At 65.5% G+C, this 17,456-nt stretch carries 14 protein-coding genes; 9 read left to right on the forward strand and 5 right to left on the reverse strand.

Annotated elements, in window-relative coordinates:
- Positions 1-8: 8 nt before the first annotated feature.
- From AC1DV8_RS05040 to glgX, 7 genes are all read left to right on the forward strand, one after another.
- Positions 9-1,862, forward strand: coding sequence for a monovalent cation:proton antiporter-2 (CPA2) family protein (locus AC1DV8_RS05040; RefSeq protein ID WP_477156697.1), 1,854 nt, complete (start codon positions 9-11; stop codon positions 1,860-1,862).
- A gap of 145 nt (positions 1,863-2,007) precedes the next feature.
- A complete protein-coding gene (locus AC1DV8_RS05045) occupies positions 2,008-4,485 on the forward strand; it encodes a glycogen/starch/alpha-glucan phosphorylase (RefSeq protein WP_477156698.1) in 2,478 nt (825 codons plus the stop codon).
- A 3-nt stretch (positions 4,486-4,488) separates the two neighbouring features.
- Complete coding sequence (gene glgB, locus AC1DV8_RS05050) at positions 4,489-6,681, forward strand: 1,4-alpha-glucan branching protein GlgB (RefSeq protein ID WP_477156699.1); 2,193 nt, start codon at positions 4,489-4,491, stop codon at positions 6,679-6,681.
- Between the two features lie 65 nt (positions 6,682-6,746).
- A complete protein-coding gene (glgC, locus tag AC1DV8_RS05055) occupies positions 6,747-8,018 on the forward strand; it encodes a glucose-1-phosphate adenylyltransferase (RefSeq protein ID WP_477148959.1) in 1,272 nt (423 codons plus the stop codon).
- Positions 8,019-8,033: 15 nt separating this feature from the next.
- Positions 8,034-9,494 (forward strand): glycogen synthase GlgA, encoded by a 1,461-nt coding sequence (gene glgA / locus AC1DV8_RS05060; protein WP_477156762.1) that lies wholly within the window; start codon positions 8,034-8,036, stop codon positions 9,492-9,494.
- The gene (locus tag AC1DV8_RS05065; RefSeq protein ID WP_477156700.1) at positions 9,475-11,106 is read left to right on the forward strand and encodes an alpha-D-glucose phosphate-specific phosphoglucomutase; all 1,632 of its coding nucleotides are present in this window, start codon (positions 9,475-9,477) and stop codon (positions 11,104-11,106) included. Before glgA ends, AC1DV8_RS05065 begins: the two co-directional genes overlap by 20 nt.
- A gap of 13 nt (positions 11,107-11,119) precedes the next feature.
- Positions 11,120-13,273 carry a glycogen debranching protein GlgX gene (gene glgX / locus AC1DV8_RS05070; RefSeq protein WP_477156701.1) on the forward strand — a complete coding sequence of 718 codons (2,154 nt, stop codon included), beginning with the start codon at positions 11,120-11,122 and terminating at the stop codon, positions 13,271-13,273.
- A 17-nt stretch (positions 13,274-13,290) separates the two neighbouring features.
- On the opposite strand, the gene AC1DV8_RS05075 is transcribed toward glgX, so the two are convergent.
- The gene (locus tag AC1DV8_RS05075) at positions 13,291-13,758 is read right to left on the reverse strand and encodes a GNAT family N-acetyltransferase (RefSeq protein ID WP_477156702.1); all 468 of its coding nucleotides are present in this window, start codon (positions 13,756-13,758) and stop codon (positions 13,291-13,293) included.
- A gap of 232 nt (positions 13,759-13,990) precedes the next feature.
- Here AC1DV8_RS05075 and AC1DV8_RS05080 point away from each other — a divergent pair, with 232 nt between their 5' ends.
- Positions 13,991-14,404, forward strand: a complete 414-nt coding sequence (locus AC1DV8_RS05080) for a hypothetical protein (RefSeq protein WP_477148963.1) — start codon at positions 13,991-13,993, stop codon at positions 14,402-14,404.
- 93 nt (positions 14,405-14,497) lie between these two features.
- Positions 14,498-15,217, forward strand: coding sequence for a metallophosphoesterase (locus AC1DV8_RS05085; protein WP_477156703.1), 720 nt, complete (start codon positions 14,498-14,500; stop codon positions 15,215-15,217).
- A gap of 3 nt (positions 15,218-15,220) precedes the next feature.
- Here AC1DV8_RS05085 and ureG read toward each other — a convergent pair whose 3' ends face one another.
- The 4 genes from ureG to AC1DV8_RS05105 are packed head-to-tail and all read right to left on the reverse strand — an operon-like array spanning position 15,221 to position 17,404.
- Positions 15,221-15,853 carry an urease accessory protein UreG gene (gene ureG / locus AC1DV8_RS05090; protein ID WP_477156704.1) on the reverse strand — a complete coding sequence of 211 codons (633 nt, stop codon included), beginning with the start codon at positions 15,851-15,853 and terminating at the stop codon, positions 15,221-15,223.
- Complete coding sequence (locus AC1DV8_RS05095) at positions 15,850-16,278, reverse strand: DUF3995 domain-containing protein (RefSeq protein ID WP_477148966.1); 429 nt, start codon at positions 16,276-16,278, stop codon at positions 15,850-15,852. The genes ureG and AC1DV8_RS05095 overlap by 4 nt, the downstream gene beginning before the upstream one ends.
- A complete protein-coding gene (locus AC1DV8_RS05100; protein ID WP_477156705.1) occupies positions 16,275-16,937 on the reverse strand; it encodes an urease accessory protein UreF in 663 nt (220 codons plus the stop codon). Before AC1DV8_RS05100 ends, AC1DV8_RS05095 begins: the two co-directional genes overlap by 4 nt.
- Positions 16,934-17,404, reverse strand: a complete 471-nt coding sequence (locus tag AC1DV8_RS05105) for an urease accessory protein UreE (protein WP_477148968.1) — start codon at positions 17,402-17,404, stop codon at positions 16,934-16,936. The genes AC1DV8_RS05100 and AC1DV8_RS05105 overlap by 4 nt, the downstream gene beginning before the upstream one ends.
- Between the last annotated feature and the right edge of the window lie 52 nt (positions 17,405-17,456).

Here is a 17,456-nt window from a genome sequence, read left to right on the forward strand (position 1 = left end):
GGTGAGCGATGGCCGGCGAAGCAGTGGCGCATGCAGCGGAGGCAGCCGCACTTGGCGGCGTCGATCTGGTGCAGGTCGTGGCACTGCTCGGCGCTGGGGTCATCGCCGTACCGCTATTCCGGCGGCTGGGGCTCGGCTCGGTGCTAGGATATCTCGCGGCCGGGCTGGCGATCGGGCCGTTCGGCCTCGGGCTGATCAACGATCCCCAGGCCGTGCTGCACGCGGCCGAGCTGGGCGTGGTGCTGTTCCTGTTCATCGTCGGGTTGGAGATGGAACCGGCCAAGCTCTGGTCGCTGCGCAAGCAGATCTTCGGGCTCGGCGTGCTGCAGGTGGCGCTGTGCGGCGCAGTGCTGACCATTGCCGGGGTGATCCTCCTGGGCCTAACGCCACCGGTGGCGTTCGTTGCCGGCATGGGGTTCGTGCTGACTTCGACGGCGATCGTGATGCAGATTCTCTCGGAGCGCGGCGAGTTGCAGAGCCCGGCGGGGCAGAAGATCGTCTCGGTGCTGCTGCTCGAGGATCTCGCCATCGTGCCGCTTTTGGCGGTAGTGGCGTTCATCTCGCCGGGCGTCGATACGGATGCCAGCGCGCTGCAGCGGTGGATCAGCGTCGGCGTCGCCGCGGCATCGGTGGTGACGGTGATCTTTGCCGGCCGCTGGGTGCTGAACCCGGTGTTCCGGCTCCTGGCCGAGTCGAGGGCGCGCGAGGTGATGACCGCTGCGGCGCTGCTGGTGGTGCTCGGCGCGGCGCTGATCATGCAGTTGGGCGGGCTGTCGATGGCGATGGGAGCGTTCCTCGCCGGCGTGCTGCTCTCGACGTCGACCTTCCGGCATCAGCTCGAAGCCGATGTCGAGCCGTTCCGCGGGTTGCTCCTGGGGTTGTTCTTCCTCGCGGTCGGCATGTCGCTCGACCTGACGGTCGTGGGCGCCAACTGGCAGTTCATCGCGCTCTCAGTGCTTTGCTACATGCTGCTCAAGGGCGGGGCGATCTATGGGCTGTGCCGGGCGCTGGGCGGCGGGCATGCGCTGGGGCTGGAGCGGGCCGTGCTGATGGCGCAGGGCGGCGAATTCGCCTTCGTGCTCTACACCACCGCGACCGGCGGCGGGCTGCTGAGCGCCGAGCTCAACGCCATGTTCACGGCGACGGTGATCATTTCGATGGTACTGACGCCGTTCTCGATGATGCTGCTGAAGTTCCTGCCCAAGCCCGAGCAGTCGTTCGAGGGGGTGGAAAAGGTCGATGGGCTGTTGACCGGCGACATCCTCGTCATCGGCTTCGGCCGGTTCGGGCAGATTGCCAGCCAGCCGCTGATCGCCAAGGGCCACAAGATCTCGATCATCGACAACGACACCGACATGATCCGGGCCGCCGGGCAGTTCGGCATGAAGGTCTACTACGGGGACGGCACGCGGCTCGATATCCTGCGGGCCGCCGGTGCCGGCAATTCCGACGCCATCCTTGTGTGCGTCGACAACAAGGATTCGGCGCTGCGCATCGTCGAGCTGGTGAAGGCGGAGTATCCGCTGGCCAAGGTCTTCGCCCGCGCCTTCGATCGCGGCCATGCGCTCAAGCTCGTGGAACTGGGCGTGGACTACCAGATACGCGAGCTGTTCGAATCGGCACTGGAGTTCGGCGCCGAGACGCTGCGCGAGCTTGGTACCGACATGGTCGAGGTCGAGGAGATCATCGAAGGGGTTCGCGAGCGCGACCGCCAGCGCTTCGCGGCGCAACTGGTCGGCGGCATCCAGGCGGGCAGGGACCTGCTGCTCTCCAACGCCGAGGACCAGGCGCGCGAGAGTGGCACGGTGGCGGGGCCGTCCGAGCCGATCATCGTGCCGGACGAGGATGCGGCGAAGGTTTAGCGACGGAGCAGCAGCGCGCCCGCAGCGATCAAGCTTTAGGCACGCTGCCTTAGAACCGTTCTCGACAGGCCTTCCCAGCGTACCGATTCAATGCAACAGTACCCGTCTAGAGGGGAATACATCGTCATGCTGCTTGGATGCGACAATGCCGCAAAGCCCTCTCGTATTGGATGCCCCGGTCCCGGAACGGCGCGCGCTTAGCGTCGAGGCGATACAGGCGGAAATCCTCGAAAAACTCACCTATTCCATCGGCAAGGACCCCATTGTCGCGCGGCCGCATGATTGGCTGAAGGCGACGATCCTCGCCGTGCGCGACCGGATCATCGACCAGTGGATGGAGTCGAGCCGCGAGACCTGGCGGACCTCCAACAAGCGCGTCTACTACCTGAGCCTCGAGTTCCTCATCGGCCGCCTGATGCGCGATGCGATGAGCAATATCGGGGTGATGGAGCCGGTGCGCGCCGCGCTCAAGAACTTCAATGTCGACCTCGGCGACCTGATCAACCTCGAGCCCGATGCGGCGCTGGGCAATGGCGGTCTCGGCCGCCTCGCCGCGTGCTTCATGGAGTCGATGGCGACGGTCAACATCCCGGCCTACGGCTACGGCATTCGCTACGTCCACGGCCTGTTCCGTCAGGAAATGAGCGAAGGCTGGCAGGTCGAACTGCCGGAGGACTGGCTCGCCCATGGCAACCCGTGGGAGTTCGAGCGGCGCGAGAGTTCGTACGAAATCGGCTTTGGCGGCCACGTCGAGCCGGTGCAGGAGCCCGATGGGTCGACCCGCCTCGAATGGCGGCCGGCCGAGCACCTCCTGGCGGTGGCCTTCGATACCCCGATCGTCGGCTGGCGCGGCAAACGAGTGAACACGCTGCGGCTCTGGTCGGCGCAGCCGATCGATCCGATCCTGCTCGACAAGTTCAACGCCGGCGACCATATCGGCGCGCTGGAAGAAAGCTCGAAGGCAGCGGCGGTTACGCGGGTTCTCTACCCTGCCGATTCAACCCCGTCCGGGCAGGAACTGCGGCTGCGCCAGGAGTTCTTCTTTTCCTCGGCTTCGCTGCAGGACATCGTGCGTCGGCACATGCAGGCCTACGGCGACCTCGGCTCGCTCTCGGACAAGGTGGCGATCCAGCTCAACGACACGCACCCGGCGATTTCGATCGCCGAGCTGATGCGCATCCTGATCGATATCCACGGCATGGGCTGGGCCCAGGCCTGGAAGCTGACCAAGGCGACGTTCGGCTACACCAACCATACGCTCCTGCCCGAAGCGCTGGAGACCTGGCCGGTTGGGCTGCTCGAGCGGATGCTGCCGCGGCAGATGCAGATCATCTACGCGATCAACGCCGAGGTGCTGACCGAGGCCCGCAAGATGGGTGGCTTCACCGATGGGCAGATCGCCAATCTGTCGCTGATCGACGAGCATGGCAGCCGCCGCGTTCGCATGGGGCAACTGGCCTTCGTCGGCTCGCACTCGATCAACGGCGTCTCGGCGCTCCATTCGGAACTGCTCAAGAAGACGCTGTTCTCCGATCTCGACCGGCTCTATCCGGACCGGATCAACAACAAGACCAACGGCGTGACGCCGCGGCGCTGGCTGCTGCAGTGCAACCCGGGCCTCACCAAGCTGATCGGGGAGCGGATCGGGTCGGAGTTCCAGGACGATTTCTCGCTGCTCGCCGAGCTCGACAAGCATGCGGACGATCCGACCTTCCAGGATCAGTTCAAGGCGGTGAAGCGGGCCAACAAGGTGGCGCTGGCGCAGGTCATCAAGGACCGGCTGGGGATCACGGTATCGCCCGACGCCATGTTCGACGTGCAGGTGAAGCGCATCCACGAATACAAGCGCCAGCTGCTCAACGTCATCGAGGCAGTGGCGCAGTATTCGATGATCCGTTCCCATCCCGAAAAGGACTGGGTCCCGCGGGTCAAGGTGTTCGCCGGCAAGGCGGCGCCGGGCTATTGGAATGCCAAGCTGATCATCAAGCTGATCAACGACGTGGCCAAGGTCATCAACAACGACCCTGCCGTGCGTGGTCTGCTCAAGGTGGTGTTCCTCCCCAATTACAATGTGAGCCTCGCCGAAACGATCATCCCGGCGGCCGACCTGTCGGAGCAGATTTCGACGGCCGGCATGGAGGCCTCAGGCACCGGCAACATGAAGTTCATGGCCAATGGCGCGCTCACCATCGGCACGCTCGACGGCGCCAATGTCGAGATGCTCGAGCAGGTGGGGCCGGAGAACATGGTGATCTTCGGGCTCACCGCCGACAAGGTGGCCGAGATCCGGCAGCGCAGCGACGTGCCGCGTGCCGCCATCGACAAATCACCAGCATTGCGCGAGGCGCTGGAGGCGATTTCGTCGGGGGTGTTCTCGCCCGATGACCCGAACCGGTATCGCGACCTGATCGGCGGGCTCTACGACCACGACTGGTTCATGGTAGCGCGCGATTTCGACGCGTATGCCGCGGCGCAGCGGGGCGTCGATGACCTCTGGAACAAGCCTCGCAAATGGTATTCGATGGCTATCCGGAACACTGCTCACGTCAGCTGGTTTTCCTCGGATCGTACTATTTCCCAGTACGCCAAGGAAATCTGGGGTGTCCCGGTTGTCGGGGGGTAGTGCGTGACCAAGTCCAAGTGGCAAGCGGACGACAAAGACGTCCGCGCGATCGTTGCGGGTGGTCACTCCGACCCATTCGGCATTCTCGGATTGCACGAGATCGATGGCGTCTGGGTGGCGCGCACCTTCATTCCGCATGCGGAATCGGTGTCGGCCCGCACGATGGACAACCGCATTCTCGGTGAGCTGGAGCCTCGCGGCGACGGGTTCTTCGAGGGGGTGGTGAAGCTTACCAAGCTGCAGCCGGTGAACTATCACGCCCGCAATGACGGCGGCGAATGGAACGTCCTCGATCCATACAGCTTCGGGCCGGTCCTCGGTCCGATGGACGACTACTATATCGGCGAAGGCTCGCACCTGAGGCTGTTCGACAAGCTCGGCGCCCACGCGATGGAGTTCGAAGGCGTCAACGGAACCCACTTTGCCGTCTGGGCGCCGAACGCCAAGCGCGTCAGCGTGGTGGGGCCATTCAACGACTGGGATGGCCGGCGGCACCCGATGCGGGTGCGGATCAATACCGGAGTGTGGGAAGTGTTCGTGCCCAATGTAGGGCCGGGCGAGGTCTACAAGTTCGAGATCGTCGGGCCGGACGGACAACTGCGGCCGCTCAAGGCCGACCCATTCGCGCGGCAGTCGGAGTTGCGGCCGAAGACGGCCTCGATGGTTGCCGATCCCAAGCCGTTCAGCTGGACCGACGACAAGTACATGAAGGATCGCGCCAAGGCCGACTGGCGGCGGAAGCCCGTGTCGATCTACGAGGTGCACCTGGGCTCCTGGCGCCGCCGGGCCGATGGCTCGTTCATGAGCTACGAGCAACTGGCGGAGCAGCTGATCCCCTATGCCGCCGACAGCGGCTTCACCCATATCGAGCTGATGCCGATCACCGAGCATCCGTTCGATCCGAGCTGGGGCTACCAGCCCACCGGGCTCTATTCCCCCACGGCCCGCCATGGCGACCCGGCGGGTTTTGCGCACTTCGTCGACAAAGCGCATGAGGCCGGGCTCGGCGTCATCCTCGACTGGGTGCCGGCGCATTTCCCCACCGATGAGCACGGTCTGGCGCTTTTCGACGGCACGGCGCTCTACGAGCATGCGGACCCGCGGCAGGGCTACCACCCCGACTGGAACACCGCGATCTACAATTTCGGGCGGAAGGAAGTGGTGAGCTTCCTCGTCAACAACGCCCTCTACTGGCTCGAGGCGTTCCACCTCGATGGGCTGCGGGTCGATGCCGTGGCCTCGATGCTCTACCTCGATTACTCGCGGCAGGCGGGGCAGTGGATTCCGAACCAGTTCGGCGGCAATCACAACCTCGAGGCGGTCGAGTTCCTGAAGCGCGTCAACCAGGAGGCCTACCGGCTGCACCCGGGCGTAATGATGATCGCCGAGGAATCGACCTCGTGGAGCGGGGTGAGTGCGCCGGTGGATGCCGGCGGGCTGGGCTTCGGCTTCAAGTGGAACATGGGCTTCATGAACGACACGTTGCGTTACATGAGCCGCAACCCGATCCATCGCCGCTACCACCACAACGACATGACCTTTGCGGCGCTCTATGGTTACGCGGAGAACTTCATCCTTCCTCTGAGCCACGATGAGGTGGTGCACGGGAAGGGCTCGCTGTTGGCCAAGATGGGCGGCGACGACTGGGGGCAGTTTGCGGGCCTGCGCGCCTATTACGGCTTCATGTGGGGCTGGCCGGGCAAGAAACTGTTGTTCATGGGCCAGGAATACGCGCAGCGCGAGGAATGGAACGAGGCCAAGGGGCTCGACTGGTGGCTGTTGGAAGCGCCGGCGCATGAGGGCATGCGGCGGCTCGTTACCGACCTCAATGCGCTCTACCGCGAGTTGCCGGCGCTCCATGCCCGCGACAATGAGCCGGAAGGTTTCGAGTGGCTGATCGGAAATGATCAGAGCAATTCTGTGTTTGCCTGGGCCCGCAAGGCGCCGGGCGAGCAGCCGGTCGTGGTGATCTCGAACATGACGCCGGCGCCGCGGGAAAACTATCGCGTGCCCATGCCGCTGGTCGGCAACTGGGTCGAGCGGCTCAATACCGATGCCGGCTGGTACGGCGGCACGAACAAGGGAAACCAGGGCCGGGTGGTGGCCAAGGCGAGCACGGTGAAGGGTCTCGGCCCCTATGCCGATCTCTACTTGCCGCCGATGTCGACGCTGTTCTTGAAGTATGACCCGTCCTAGGCGGGGTTGGTGAAATACGACCCCGCCCAAGCGGGGCGTCCAGTTGGGTGTGTAGGGAGGGAAGCATGGCTGACTATCGGACACCGTCGCCGCTGGCGCGTGAGGCGATGGCGTATGTATTGGCGGGCGGTCGGGGGACCCGGCTGTTCGAACTGACGGATCGGCGTGCCAAGCCGGCTGTGTATTTCGGCGGCAAGTCGCGCATCATCGATTTCGCGTTGTCGAACGCGCTGAACTCCGGCATCCGCCGTATCTCGGTGGCGACGCAATATCAGGCGCACTCATTGATCCGGCACCTGCAGCGCGGCTGGAACTTCCTCCGCACTGAGCGAAACGAGAGTTTCGACGTGCTGCCGGCAAGCCAGCGCGTCTCGGAGACGCAGTGGTACGAGGGCACTGCGGACGCCGTGTACCAGAACATGGACATCATCGAGGATTACGGCCCGCGCTACATCGTGCTGCTCGCCGGCGACCACATCTACAAGATGGACTACGAAATCATGCTCCGGCAGCATGTGGACACGGGAGCCGATGTGACCATCGGCTGCCTCGAAGTGCCGCGCATGGAAGCCTCGGGCTTCGGCGTGATGCATGTGGACGGGCGCGACCGGATCGTCGATTTCGTCGAGAAACCGAAGGACCCGCCAGGTATCCCCGACAAGCCGGAAATGGCGCTCGCTTCGATGGGCATCTACGTGTTCGAGACGCGCTTCCTGATGGAGCAGTTGCGCCGCGACGCCGCCACCGAAGGCTCGTCGCGCGACTTCGGCAAGGACATCATTCCCTACATCGTCAAGAACGGCTCGGCCTGGGCGCATCGCTTCCCGCGCTCCTGCGTCCGTTCGGCCAACGAGGATGTCGCCTACTGGCGCGATGTCGGTACCGTGGACGCGTACTGGAAGGCCAATATCGACCTCTGCGACGTCACCCCGCAGCTCGACCTCTACGACCGCGACTGGCCGATCTGGACCTTCGCGGAGATCACGCCGCCGGCCAAGTTCGTGCACGATTTCGATGGTCGGCGCGGCTCCGCGGTGAACTCGCTGGTTTCCGGTGACTGCATCATCTCGGGCGGTGCGCTGGACCGGACGCTGCTCTCCACCGGTAGCCGGGTGCACTCATACTCCGAACTGCACGAGGCGGTGGTGCTGCCGTACTGCACCATCGGACGCGGCGCGCGGCTGAAGAAGGTGGTGGTGGATCGCGGCGTGCACGTGCCCGAGGGACTCGTCGTCGGCGAGGACCCGGAGTTCGATGCGCAGTGGTTCCGTCGCACGGCCGAGGGCGTGACCTTGGTCACCCAGCCGATGATCGACAAGTACCTGGCGAGCAAGTAACTGGCGGCGCCCATGATCGAAGTCCTGTCCGTCGCATCGGAGGCTTACCCGCTGATCAAGACGGGTGGCCTGGCAGATGTCGTCGGTGCACTGCCGGCGGCGCTGGCGCCACATGGCGTGTCGATGCGCGTGCTGCTGCCGGGCTATCCGAAGGTGATGGCGGGGCTCGAGGGCGGCCGGCAGGTGCTGTGGTTCGAGGACTTGTTCGGCGGTACCGCACGGCTGGTGGCCGGCCGGGCCAACGGGCTCGACGTCATCGCCATCGACGCAGCGCACCTCTACGACCGGCCGGGCAATCCCTATCTCGGGCCAGACGGCAAGGACTGGGCGGACAACTGGCAGCGCTTTGCGGCGCTGAGCTTTGCCGCCTACGAGATCTCGCGCGGCATGATCGAGGGCTACCAGCCGGACATTCTTCACTGCCATGACTGGCAGGCGGGACTGGTGCCGGCCTATGTGCGGTTCAACCCCGGCAGCACGGCAAAGACGGTGATGACCGTTCACAACATCGCTTTCCAGGGGGTGTTCGGCTGGGACGTGTTCAACGCGCTGAAGCTCGACTACGAGGCGGCGCGGACCGGCTCGATCGAGTATTTCGGCAATATCGGCTACCTCAAGGCGGGCCTCCTGCTGGCTGATCAGGTGACGACCGTCAGCCCCACCTACGCGCATGAGATCAAGACTGCCGCCTACGGCATGGGTCTCGAAGGATTGCTGCAGTCGCGCTCCGATACCGTCACGGGCATTCTCAACGGCGTCGATGCTGGCGAGTGGAACCCGGCGACCGACTCGGTGCTGCCGCAGCCATATGGGGCGAGCACGGTGTTCCAGCGGGCCGCCAACAAGGCGGTGCTCGAGGAGCGCTTCGGGCTGGAGCCGGGACCGGGGCCGATCTTTTCGGTGGTCAGCCGGCTCACCGGGCAGAAGGGCCTCGATATGCTGCCGGGGCTGATCGACGGGCTCGTCGGGCATGGCGGCCGGCTGGTGGTGCTCGGTTCGGGCGAGAAGTGGATCGAGGACAGCTTTGCCCGCGCGGCCTTGCGCCATCCGGGCAAGGTCGGCGCCATCATCGGTTATGACGAGGGCCTCAGCCATCTGGTGCAGGCCGGCGCTGACGCGATCCTGATCCCGTCACGGTTCGAGCCTTGCGGCCTCACCCAGCTCTACGGCCTGCGCTACGGCTGCATTCCGGTGGTGAGCCGGGTGGGCGGGCTAGCCGATACGATCATCGATGCCAACGAAGCCGCGGTGGAGGCGGGCGTCGCCACGGGTGTGGTATTCTCACCTGCCACCGAGGAAGCGCTGGGCGAGGCGATCCGCCGGACGATCGCCCTCTACGCGCGGCCAAAGGTGTGGCACAAGATGCAGCGCCGGGGGATGAAGTCGGACGTCTCCTGGGAACTCAGCGCCGAAAAGTATGCCGACCTCTACGCGTCACTCCTGGGGCACAAACTCGATGACGATTCTGACGATTGAGACGACACCGTTCGCGGACCAGAAGCCCGGCACCTCCGGGCTCCGCAAGCGTGTGACCGTCTTCAGCCAGCCCAACTATGTCGAGAACTTCGTGCAGTCGATCTTCGACAGCCTCGAGGGGATCAAGGGCAAGACGCTCGTGATCGGCGGCGACGGCCGCTACTACAACGACGTCGCCATCCAGACGATCATCAAGATCGCTTCGGCGAACGGCTTCGGCGCCGTGCTGGTCGGGCAGGGCGGGATCCTGTCGACACCGGCCGCCAGCCACGTCATCCGCCACCACAAGGCATTCGGCGGCCTGGTGCTGTCGGCTAGCCACAATCCGGGCGGTCCGGATGGCGATTTCGGCATCAAGTACAATGTGTCGAATGGCGGCCCGGCGCCCGAGAAGATCACCGACGCAGTGTTTGCGCGCTCCAAGGAGATCGACCGCTACCTGATCGTCGACGCCCCCGACGTGGACCTTTCCCGCATCGGCACGCAGCATTCGGCCGGCATGGTGGTGGAGGTGATCGACCCCGTCGCCGACTACGCCGAGCTGATGGAGACGCTGTTCGATTTCGACAAGATCCGCGCGATGTTCGCCGCGGGCTTCACCATGCGGTTCGACGCCATGCATGCGGTGACCGGGCCCTACGCGCACAAGATATTCGAGGACATCCTCGGCGCGCCCGCTGGCACTGTCGTCAATGGCACGCCGTCGCCGGATTTCGGCGGCGGGCACCCCGACCCGAACCTCGTCTACGCCAAGGATCTCTACGACCTGATGATGAGCGAGCAGGCGCTGGATTTCGGCGCCGCGTCGGACGGCGACGGCGATCGCAACCTGATCATCGGTCGCAACCGCTTCGTCACCCCGTCGGACTCGCTCGCCATCCTCGCGGCCAATGCCCCGCGCGCACCGGGCTACGCGGCCGGAATCGCGGGCATCGCCCGCTCGATGCCGACCAGCGCCGCTGCTGATCGGGTGGCGGAGAAACTCGGCATCGAAATGCACGAGACGCCGACCGGCTGGAAGTTCTTCGGCAACCTGCTGGACGCCGGCCGCGTCACCATCTGCGGCGAAGAATCGGCCGGCACCGGCTCCAATCACGTGCGGGAGAAGGATGGCCTCTGGGCCGTGCTGCTGTGGCTCAACGTGCTCGCGGCGCGCCAGCAGAGCGTCGACATGATCGTGCAGGATCACTGGGCCACCTACGGCCGCAATTACTACACCCGGCACGACTACGAGGAGGTCGACGCGGCGCCCGCCAACGCGCTGATGGACGACCTTCGCGCCAGGCTGCCGAGCCTTGCCGGCCAGTCGATCGAGGGACGTCCGGTGGCCTATGCCGACGACTTCACCTATCACGACCCGGTTGATGGCTCGACCAGCGGGAAACAAGGGGTACGGATCGGCTTCACCGATGGCAGCCGCATCGTCGTGAGGCTCAGTGGAACCGGGACGGTTGGCGCCACGTTGCGCTTGTACCTTGAAAGGTATGAGCCCCCGCATGGACAGCACGATCTCGACACCCAGTCCGCACTTTCTCCCCTCATTTCCATCGCCGAAAGCCTTGCCGGCATCAAAGCTCGCACCGGCCGTGACGCGCCCAGCGTTATCACTTGAAGGCCCGGTTGCAGTGAAACCCGTATTGATCCCGGGCGCAGGCAGCCCGGAGAAACTCGGCGCCACGATCACCGCCGAGGGTGTGAACTTCGCCGTCTATTCGGAGACGGCGACGGCGATCTGGGTATCGATCTACGACGAACTCGACAAGGAAACGGCGCGTATCGCGCTCGACGGGCACGAGGACCACATCTGGTTCGGGCTGATTGGCAATATCGGGGCAGGGGCTAGGTACGGCCTCCGTGCCGACGGCCGCTACGATCCGGATCAGGGCTATTTCTTCGATCCGGCGAAGCTGCTGGTCGACCCCTATGCTCGCCGGCTCGACCGCCCCTTCGTGCGCTCGCCGCGGCTGCGCCTCAATCGCGACGAGGCGGTGGACACGGCGCCGCTGATCCCCAAGGCGATCGTGCTGGCGGCCGACAACAAGAATGCCACGCCACGCCGCAAGGCGCCCGGGCTGTTCTACGAACTCAACGTGCGCGGCTACACCATGCGCCACCCCTCGGTGCAGGGGCCGCTACGCGGCACGCTCGCGGGTCTGACCACCAAGCGGGTGGTCGATCACCTGCGCTATCTCGGGGTCGATACGGTCGAGCTGATGCCAATCGCGGCCTTCATCGACGACGGCCACCTGCCGTCGATGGGCCTCACCAACGCCTGGGGCTACAACCCGGTGACCTATTTCGCGGTCGATCCTCGACTGGCGCCACGGGGCCCGCAGGAACTGCGCAACATGACCGACGTGTACCGCAAGGCGGGCATCTCGGTGATCCTCGACGTGGTCTACAACCACACTGGCGAGGGCGATGCGAACGGCCCGATGCTGAGCCTGATGGGGCTCGACGCCAGGACCTACTACCGGTTCGTCGAAGTCGACGGCAAACAGCACCTCGTCAACGACGCGGGCACCGGCAATACGCTCCGCTGCGACCATCCGGCGACGCAGCGGCTGGTGATCGAATCCCTACGCTACTGGGTCGAGGAAATGGGGGTCTCCGGCTTCCGCTTCGACCTCGCGCCGATCCTCGGGCGCGAGCCGGGCTTCAACCCGAACGCCAGGATGTTGCAGCTGATCAAGTCCGATCCGGTGCTCAGCAAATCCATCCTCGTGGCCGAGCCGTGGGATCCGGGTCCGGGCGGCTACCAGCTCGGGCAGTTCGGCAAGGAATTCCGCGAGTGGAACGATACCTATCGCGATGACGTGCGCTCGTTCTGGCGCGGCGACCAGGGGAAGATCGGGGCGCTGGCCGGCAAGGTGGCCGGCTCGGCCGAGATCTTCGATTTCGCGGGGCGGAAGCCGAGCGCGGGGGTGAACCTCCTCGCCGTGCACGACGGCTTCACGCTGGCCGACCTCGTCTCCTATCTCGACAAGCACAACGAGGCGAACGGCGAGAACAATCGCGACGGGCACAACAACAATGCCTCGTGGAACTGCGGCGTCGAAGGCCCGACCGACGATCCGGCGATCAATGCCGCGCGCCGCCGCGACGTACGGGCGCTGCTGGCGACGCTGTTCCTCAGCCGCGGCCTGCCGCTGATCCAGCAGGGCGACGAGTTCGGCCGCACCCAGCACGGCAACAACAACGCCTACGCGCAGGACAACGAGATCACCTGGGTCGACTGGGAGAACGCCGACGGCGCGCTGGTGGATTTCGTCTCGGCGTTGGCCGAGTTCCGCCGCATGCACCCGGCGCTGACGCACGACCATTTCCTCACGGGCCAGACCCGCCATGGCGTACGCGACGTGGCTTGGCTGCACCCCGATGGCCGCGAGATGAACGAGGGCGACTGGAACGATGCCGGCGCTTCGGTGTTGGGCATGCGGCTGCAGACAGCAGAGGAGGACCTCATCGTGTGGTTCAACCGCCGTATCGACCCGGTATTGGCGCGGTTGCCCGAAGGCTTCTGGACCGTGGGCCTGGTTTCCGACGATCAGGCGGTGCTGCCGCTGGCAGATCGCGCCGCAACGCTGCCGCCGCGGTCGGTCGTAGCGCTGGTGAAGGGCCAGATCCCGCCATCCAAGCCGGAAGTGCCTCCGCCGCCCCAGGAAGTGCCCCCAGTGCCCGAAACCCCGCAGCCGGCGCCACAGCCGGACACGGTCCCGGGCGTTCCGCCGCAAGAGGTGCCGCCCGAGGTGCCGCCGGAACAGACGCCGAAGGAGTAGGGGGCCGTCACTATCGGTCAGGCCTTCGCAAATCCGATCCGCTCATACAGCCGTCGTGCGCGGGCGTTGCCGTCGCCCACCTTCAGCCGCACCTCCGTTGCGCCACGGGCGTGGAGGGCGCACATTGCGTCCGTCAGCAGCGCCGCGCCGAGCCCGTGTCCCTGCCATTCCGGCGCCACGACCAGGTCCTTGACGAAGCTCGAGGTCCAGCAGAGGCAGAAACCCGCCACCTCGTCGTCGGCCTTGGCGACGAAGCAGAGGCCGCGGTCGAACTCGCTGTCCGCCCGCAGCGTCTCCCACCAGTCGAGCCAGTCCGGCACGACCCCACCGAAACCGCTGCTATAGGCCCGCTGCATCAGCACGTGGATGGCCTTTACGTCCGCCACGTCGAAGGCAACGCGCGTCACGCCCGCTGGCCACTGGGCGGGCGGGATGGAGGCCGTGAGATGGCGGCGCAGCAAGATGTAGTCGGCTATTTCGCTCATACTCTACTTCTCGTGATAAAGCTTACGAAGATTAACGATCGTTAATGATTAGACTATTTCAAGGCGAACAAGAATTCGTCGTTGTTCCGGCTAAATAACTCCGCGATGCCCCCCAACATCCGCCGCGGTCGGGGAGCGATATCCCTGCCGTCGACGCGCTAATCACGCCGATGACCGCTCGCTCAGCATGAGCTAGCCCTGCGGCCCAAAACAGACCCGTATGGAGACTAAAATGCACATCAACCTCAAGACCTCGATTGCCCTCGTCCTCGCCGCGCTGGTTTCGACCGCGCCGGCGATGGCCCTCGCCAGTGACAGTGCCACCGTGGTCAGCGCGGCGAAAGCCGATGCGCTGCCGGTGAGCAACCTCGTCAGCATGATCGGCGAGTGGACGGCGGGCGATCTCGCCTTCCTCGACAAGGCGACGAGCGTCAAGGTGTTCGACACCAAGCAGTTGTACCAGCCGGCCGACCTGACCAAGATCGCCAGCGCCGAGACCAGCAAGAACGCCGATCTCACCAAGTTCCGCGCTGCGATCCAGGGTGATGCCGGGCTGACTGGCTGGTTCAAGACCCACAACATCGACATCAACCGCGTGGTGGCGGTGGCCGATCCCAAGGGGAACCCGGAGATATTCCTCTACTGATCCAGCACGCCGGGCGGGCAACCGCCCGGCGCTCGCTTGCCTTGGCGGGAAGCGCGGGCCAAGTTCGCACCGCAACATCAGCGGGTCCCGCACATGCTCATCGCCCAGCTGAGCGATATTCATCTCGACGGAACCTCCTCGCTCGAGCGGTTCGACCGGGTGCTGCGGTGGGTTGCCGAACTCAGGCCTGATGCCGTGGCGGTCAGCGGCGACCTCGCCACCAACTCTTACCCCGCCAACTACGCCTTGGTGAAAGCACGCCTCATTGCGCTCGGCGCGCCGGTGCTGGTGGTGCCGGGCAATGTCGACAGCCGCGAGGCAATGCGCGAGGTTTTCGGCGGGCCGGCCGATGGACCGCTCAACCGCGTCGTCGAGGTCGGCGACAGAGTCAGGCTGATCGGGCTCGATGTGATCGTGCCGGGCGCGGCACACGGCGATGCGACACCGGTGCTCGGATGGCTCGAGGCACGGCTCAACTCGGGCGGCGCGCCGGCGCTGATCTTTCTCCACCAGCACCCGTTCGATTGCGGCATGGATCAGTACGAGACGATCGACTGCCGCAACAAGGAGGGGCTCGCTGCGGTGATCGAGGACGCCCGCGACACCGTGCTCGGGATCGGCTGCGGACACCTCCACCGGCCGATGTTCACCCGCTTTGCCAGGTTGCCGGCGGCCCTGGCGCCCTCGATCGCGCCGATGGGCGGGCTCGCGGCGCGTGGACGCAAGATGCCGGCAACCGATCCGCCGGGGTTGCTCGTCCATCACATCAAGGACGGCAACCTCGTCACCCACGTGATCTCGGTGGGCGCGTAACCGTTATTCCGCCGCCTGCGCCGGGGCCAGGCCGCCCTGCTGCTCGATGAAGCTGATGATCTCGTCGAGGTTTTCGCGGCGCAGCAGGTCGGCGAACACGTAAGGGCGGCCTTCGCGCACCTTCCTGGTGTCGGCTTCCATCACGTCGAGGCTGGCGTTCACGTATTGCGCGATGTCGGTGTGGGTGACGACCAGCAGGTCCGAGCGGGTGATGGCCGGGCCGCCTTTGCGCGGGATCTTTTCGCCCTGCGCCACCGAGATCACGTAGAGCGTGATGTCGGCGAGGTCGGGCGAGAAGGTCGCGGCGAGATTGTCGCCGCCGGACTCGATCAGGATGATGTCGAGGTCGGGGAACTTGCGATTAAGGTCGGCGATCGCCGCGAGGTTAAGCGAGGCGTCTTCGCGGATCGCGGTGTGCGGGCAGCCGCCGGTTTCGACCCCGACGATGCGATCTTCCGATATCGCCTGCACCCGGTTGAGGATCAGCGCGTCTTCCTTGGTGTAGATGTCGTTGGTGACCACCGCCATCGAGTAGCGGTCGCGCATCGCCTTCAGCAGCATTTCGCAGAGCGTCGTCTTGCCGGAGCCGACGGGGCCGCCGATGCCGACGCGGAGGGGACCGTTGAGCGATTTCATATGAGCCTCATGATGACGAGGAGGAGGTAGCCGGCGCCCAGCGCGAGGCAGAGCGGGGAATAGTTCTTGCGGTCGAGCGTGGCGAACGGCTCGACAGGGAAGGCGGTGCGCCAGCGCTCGGTATAGCCGATGGCGCCGCGGCCGAGGAACACGGCGGCGAGCACGACGCCGATCAGCGTCAGGCCGATGCCGCCGGCCGCATGGTCGGCGAGAGACAGGGCGAGGACGCCCGCTACGAGCACCAGGATGGCGACGACCAGCGAGGCGAAACGCGGCACACGGGTGACGCCGGGCTTGCCGATCACAGTGCGGGCCAGCAGCTCCGGATCGCGGATCGGCCAGGGGCTGCCGACCGACCAGAGCAGATGCGCGAGCCCCACCGCCAGCAGCACGACAAAGATCAGGGCGGCAATCACCATGCTCATGAACGAAAAATCCTCGGTTCCAGCGTCTCGTGGCGCATCTGCGCGATATCGGCGGCGTAGGCGATCGCGCCGAGATCGGCAAGGGTCGCCGTAGCCGCGGATGTCGCAAGCGTGGCGACACGGGGTTCGAGGGCAGAGAGGAGACGGAGGCCATCGGACTGGCCGAGCGGCACGAGGCGGACGGCCACCGAGATCTGGCCGTGGACGGTGGCAGTGAGCCAGGCGAGAAGCGTGTCGGCGAGGTCGATCCCGTGGCCGGCGGCAAGGGCGCCGACGGCGACCGGGTAGGGGCAGGGCTGCGGCAGCAACTCCAGCACGTGCGACGGCCAGAATTTCATGGCCCGGGCATAGGAATCGCCGGTGATGGTGGTTTCGAGCCAGCGCTCTTTCGAGCCGTTGAGCGCCAACGACAGGTCGGCCAACTCGCTCAGCAGCGCCGCATCGTTCGCGGAGCGATGCGCATGCGCCAAGAGGATCGCATCCGTCCGGATGCCCCCATGCGCCAGCGCGCCCTCGATCCAGTTCTGCAAGCGTTCGGAATCGGTTACGCGACGATCCGCAATCGCCGTCTCAAGTCCGGCCGACCAGGCAAACGAGCCAACCGGGAAGGCCGGCGACAGCCAGGTCACCAGTTTCTGCAGCGCAGCGGGATCAGTCATCGATTGAGCAGCGCATGGGCCGGTTCATGGCTATGCGAATAGGCCCCTTCCTCGGGGCTGAACGGCTCGGTCACGTCGGTCACCGTGGCGCCGAGGCCGCGCAGCATGTCGCGGATGACGTGATCGCGGAGGATCAGCACCCGGCCGTCCTCGATCTGCGTCTTCAAATGCCGGTTGCCCAGGTGCCAGCAGAGCCGCATCAGGTGTTCCTTGTCCCGCCCGCGGACGTCGTAAAGCTGCTCCTCGCCGGCGATGATCTCGACCAGCCGGCCGTCCTCGAGCTTCAGCGACGAGCGATCGGCCAGGGTCACCGGCTCGGGGAAATCGACCAGCACGGTGTCGCCATGCACCAGCGTCAGCATGCGACGGCGCACGCGGCGCTCATCGTGCATCAGGATGGCGAGGTCGAAGGGCGTACCGGCTTCACCGGGCGGCAAATAGCCAACCGCGCGGAACGTCTGCGGCATAGGGGACTCACAATGACTAACGAGGCTTCCCAACCTTCGCCGCGAGCTTATC

This window comes from Devosia sp. P3_B2 (assembly GCF_056402875.1).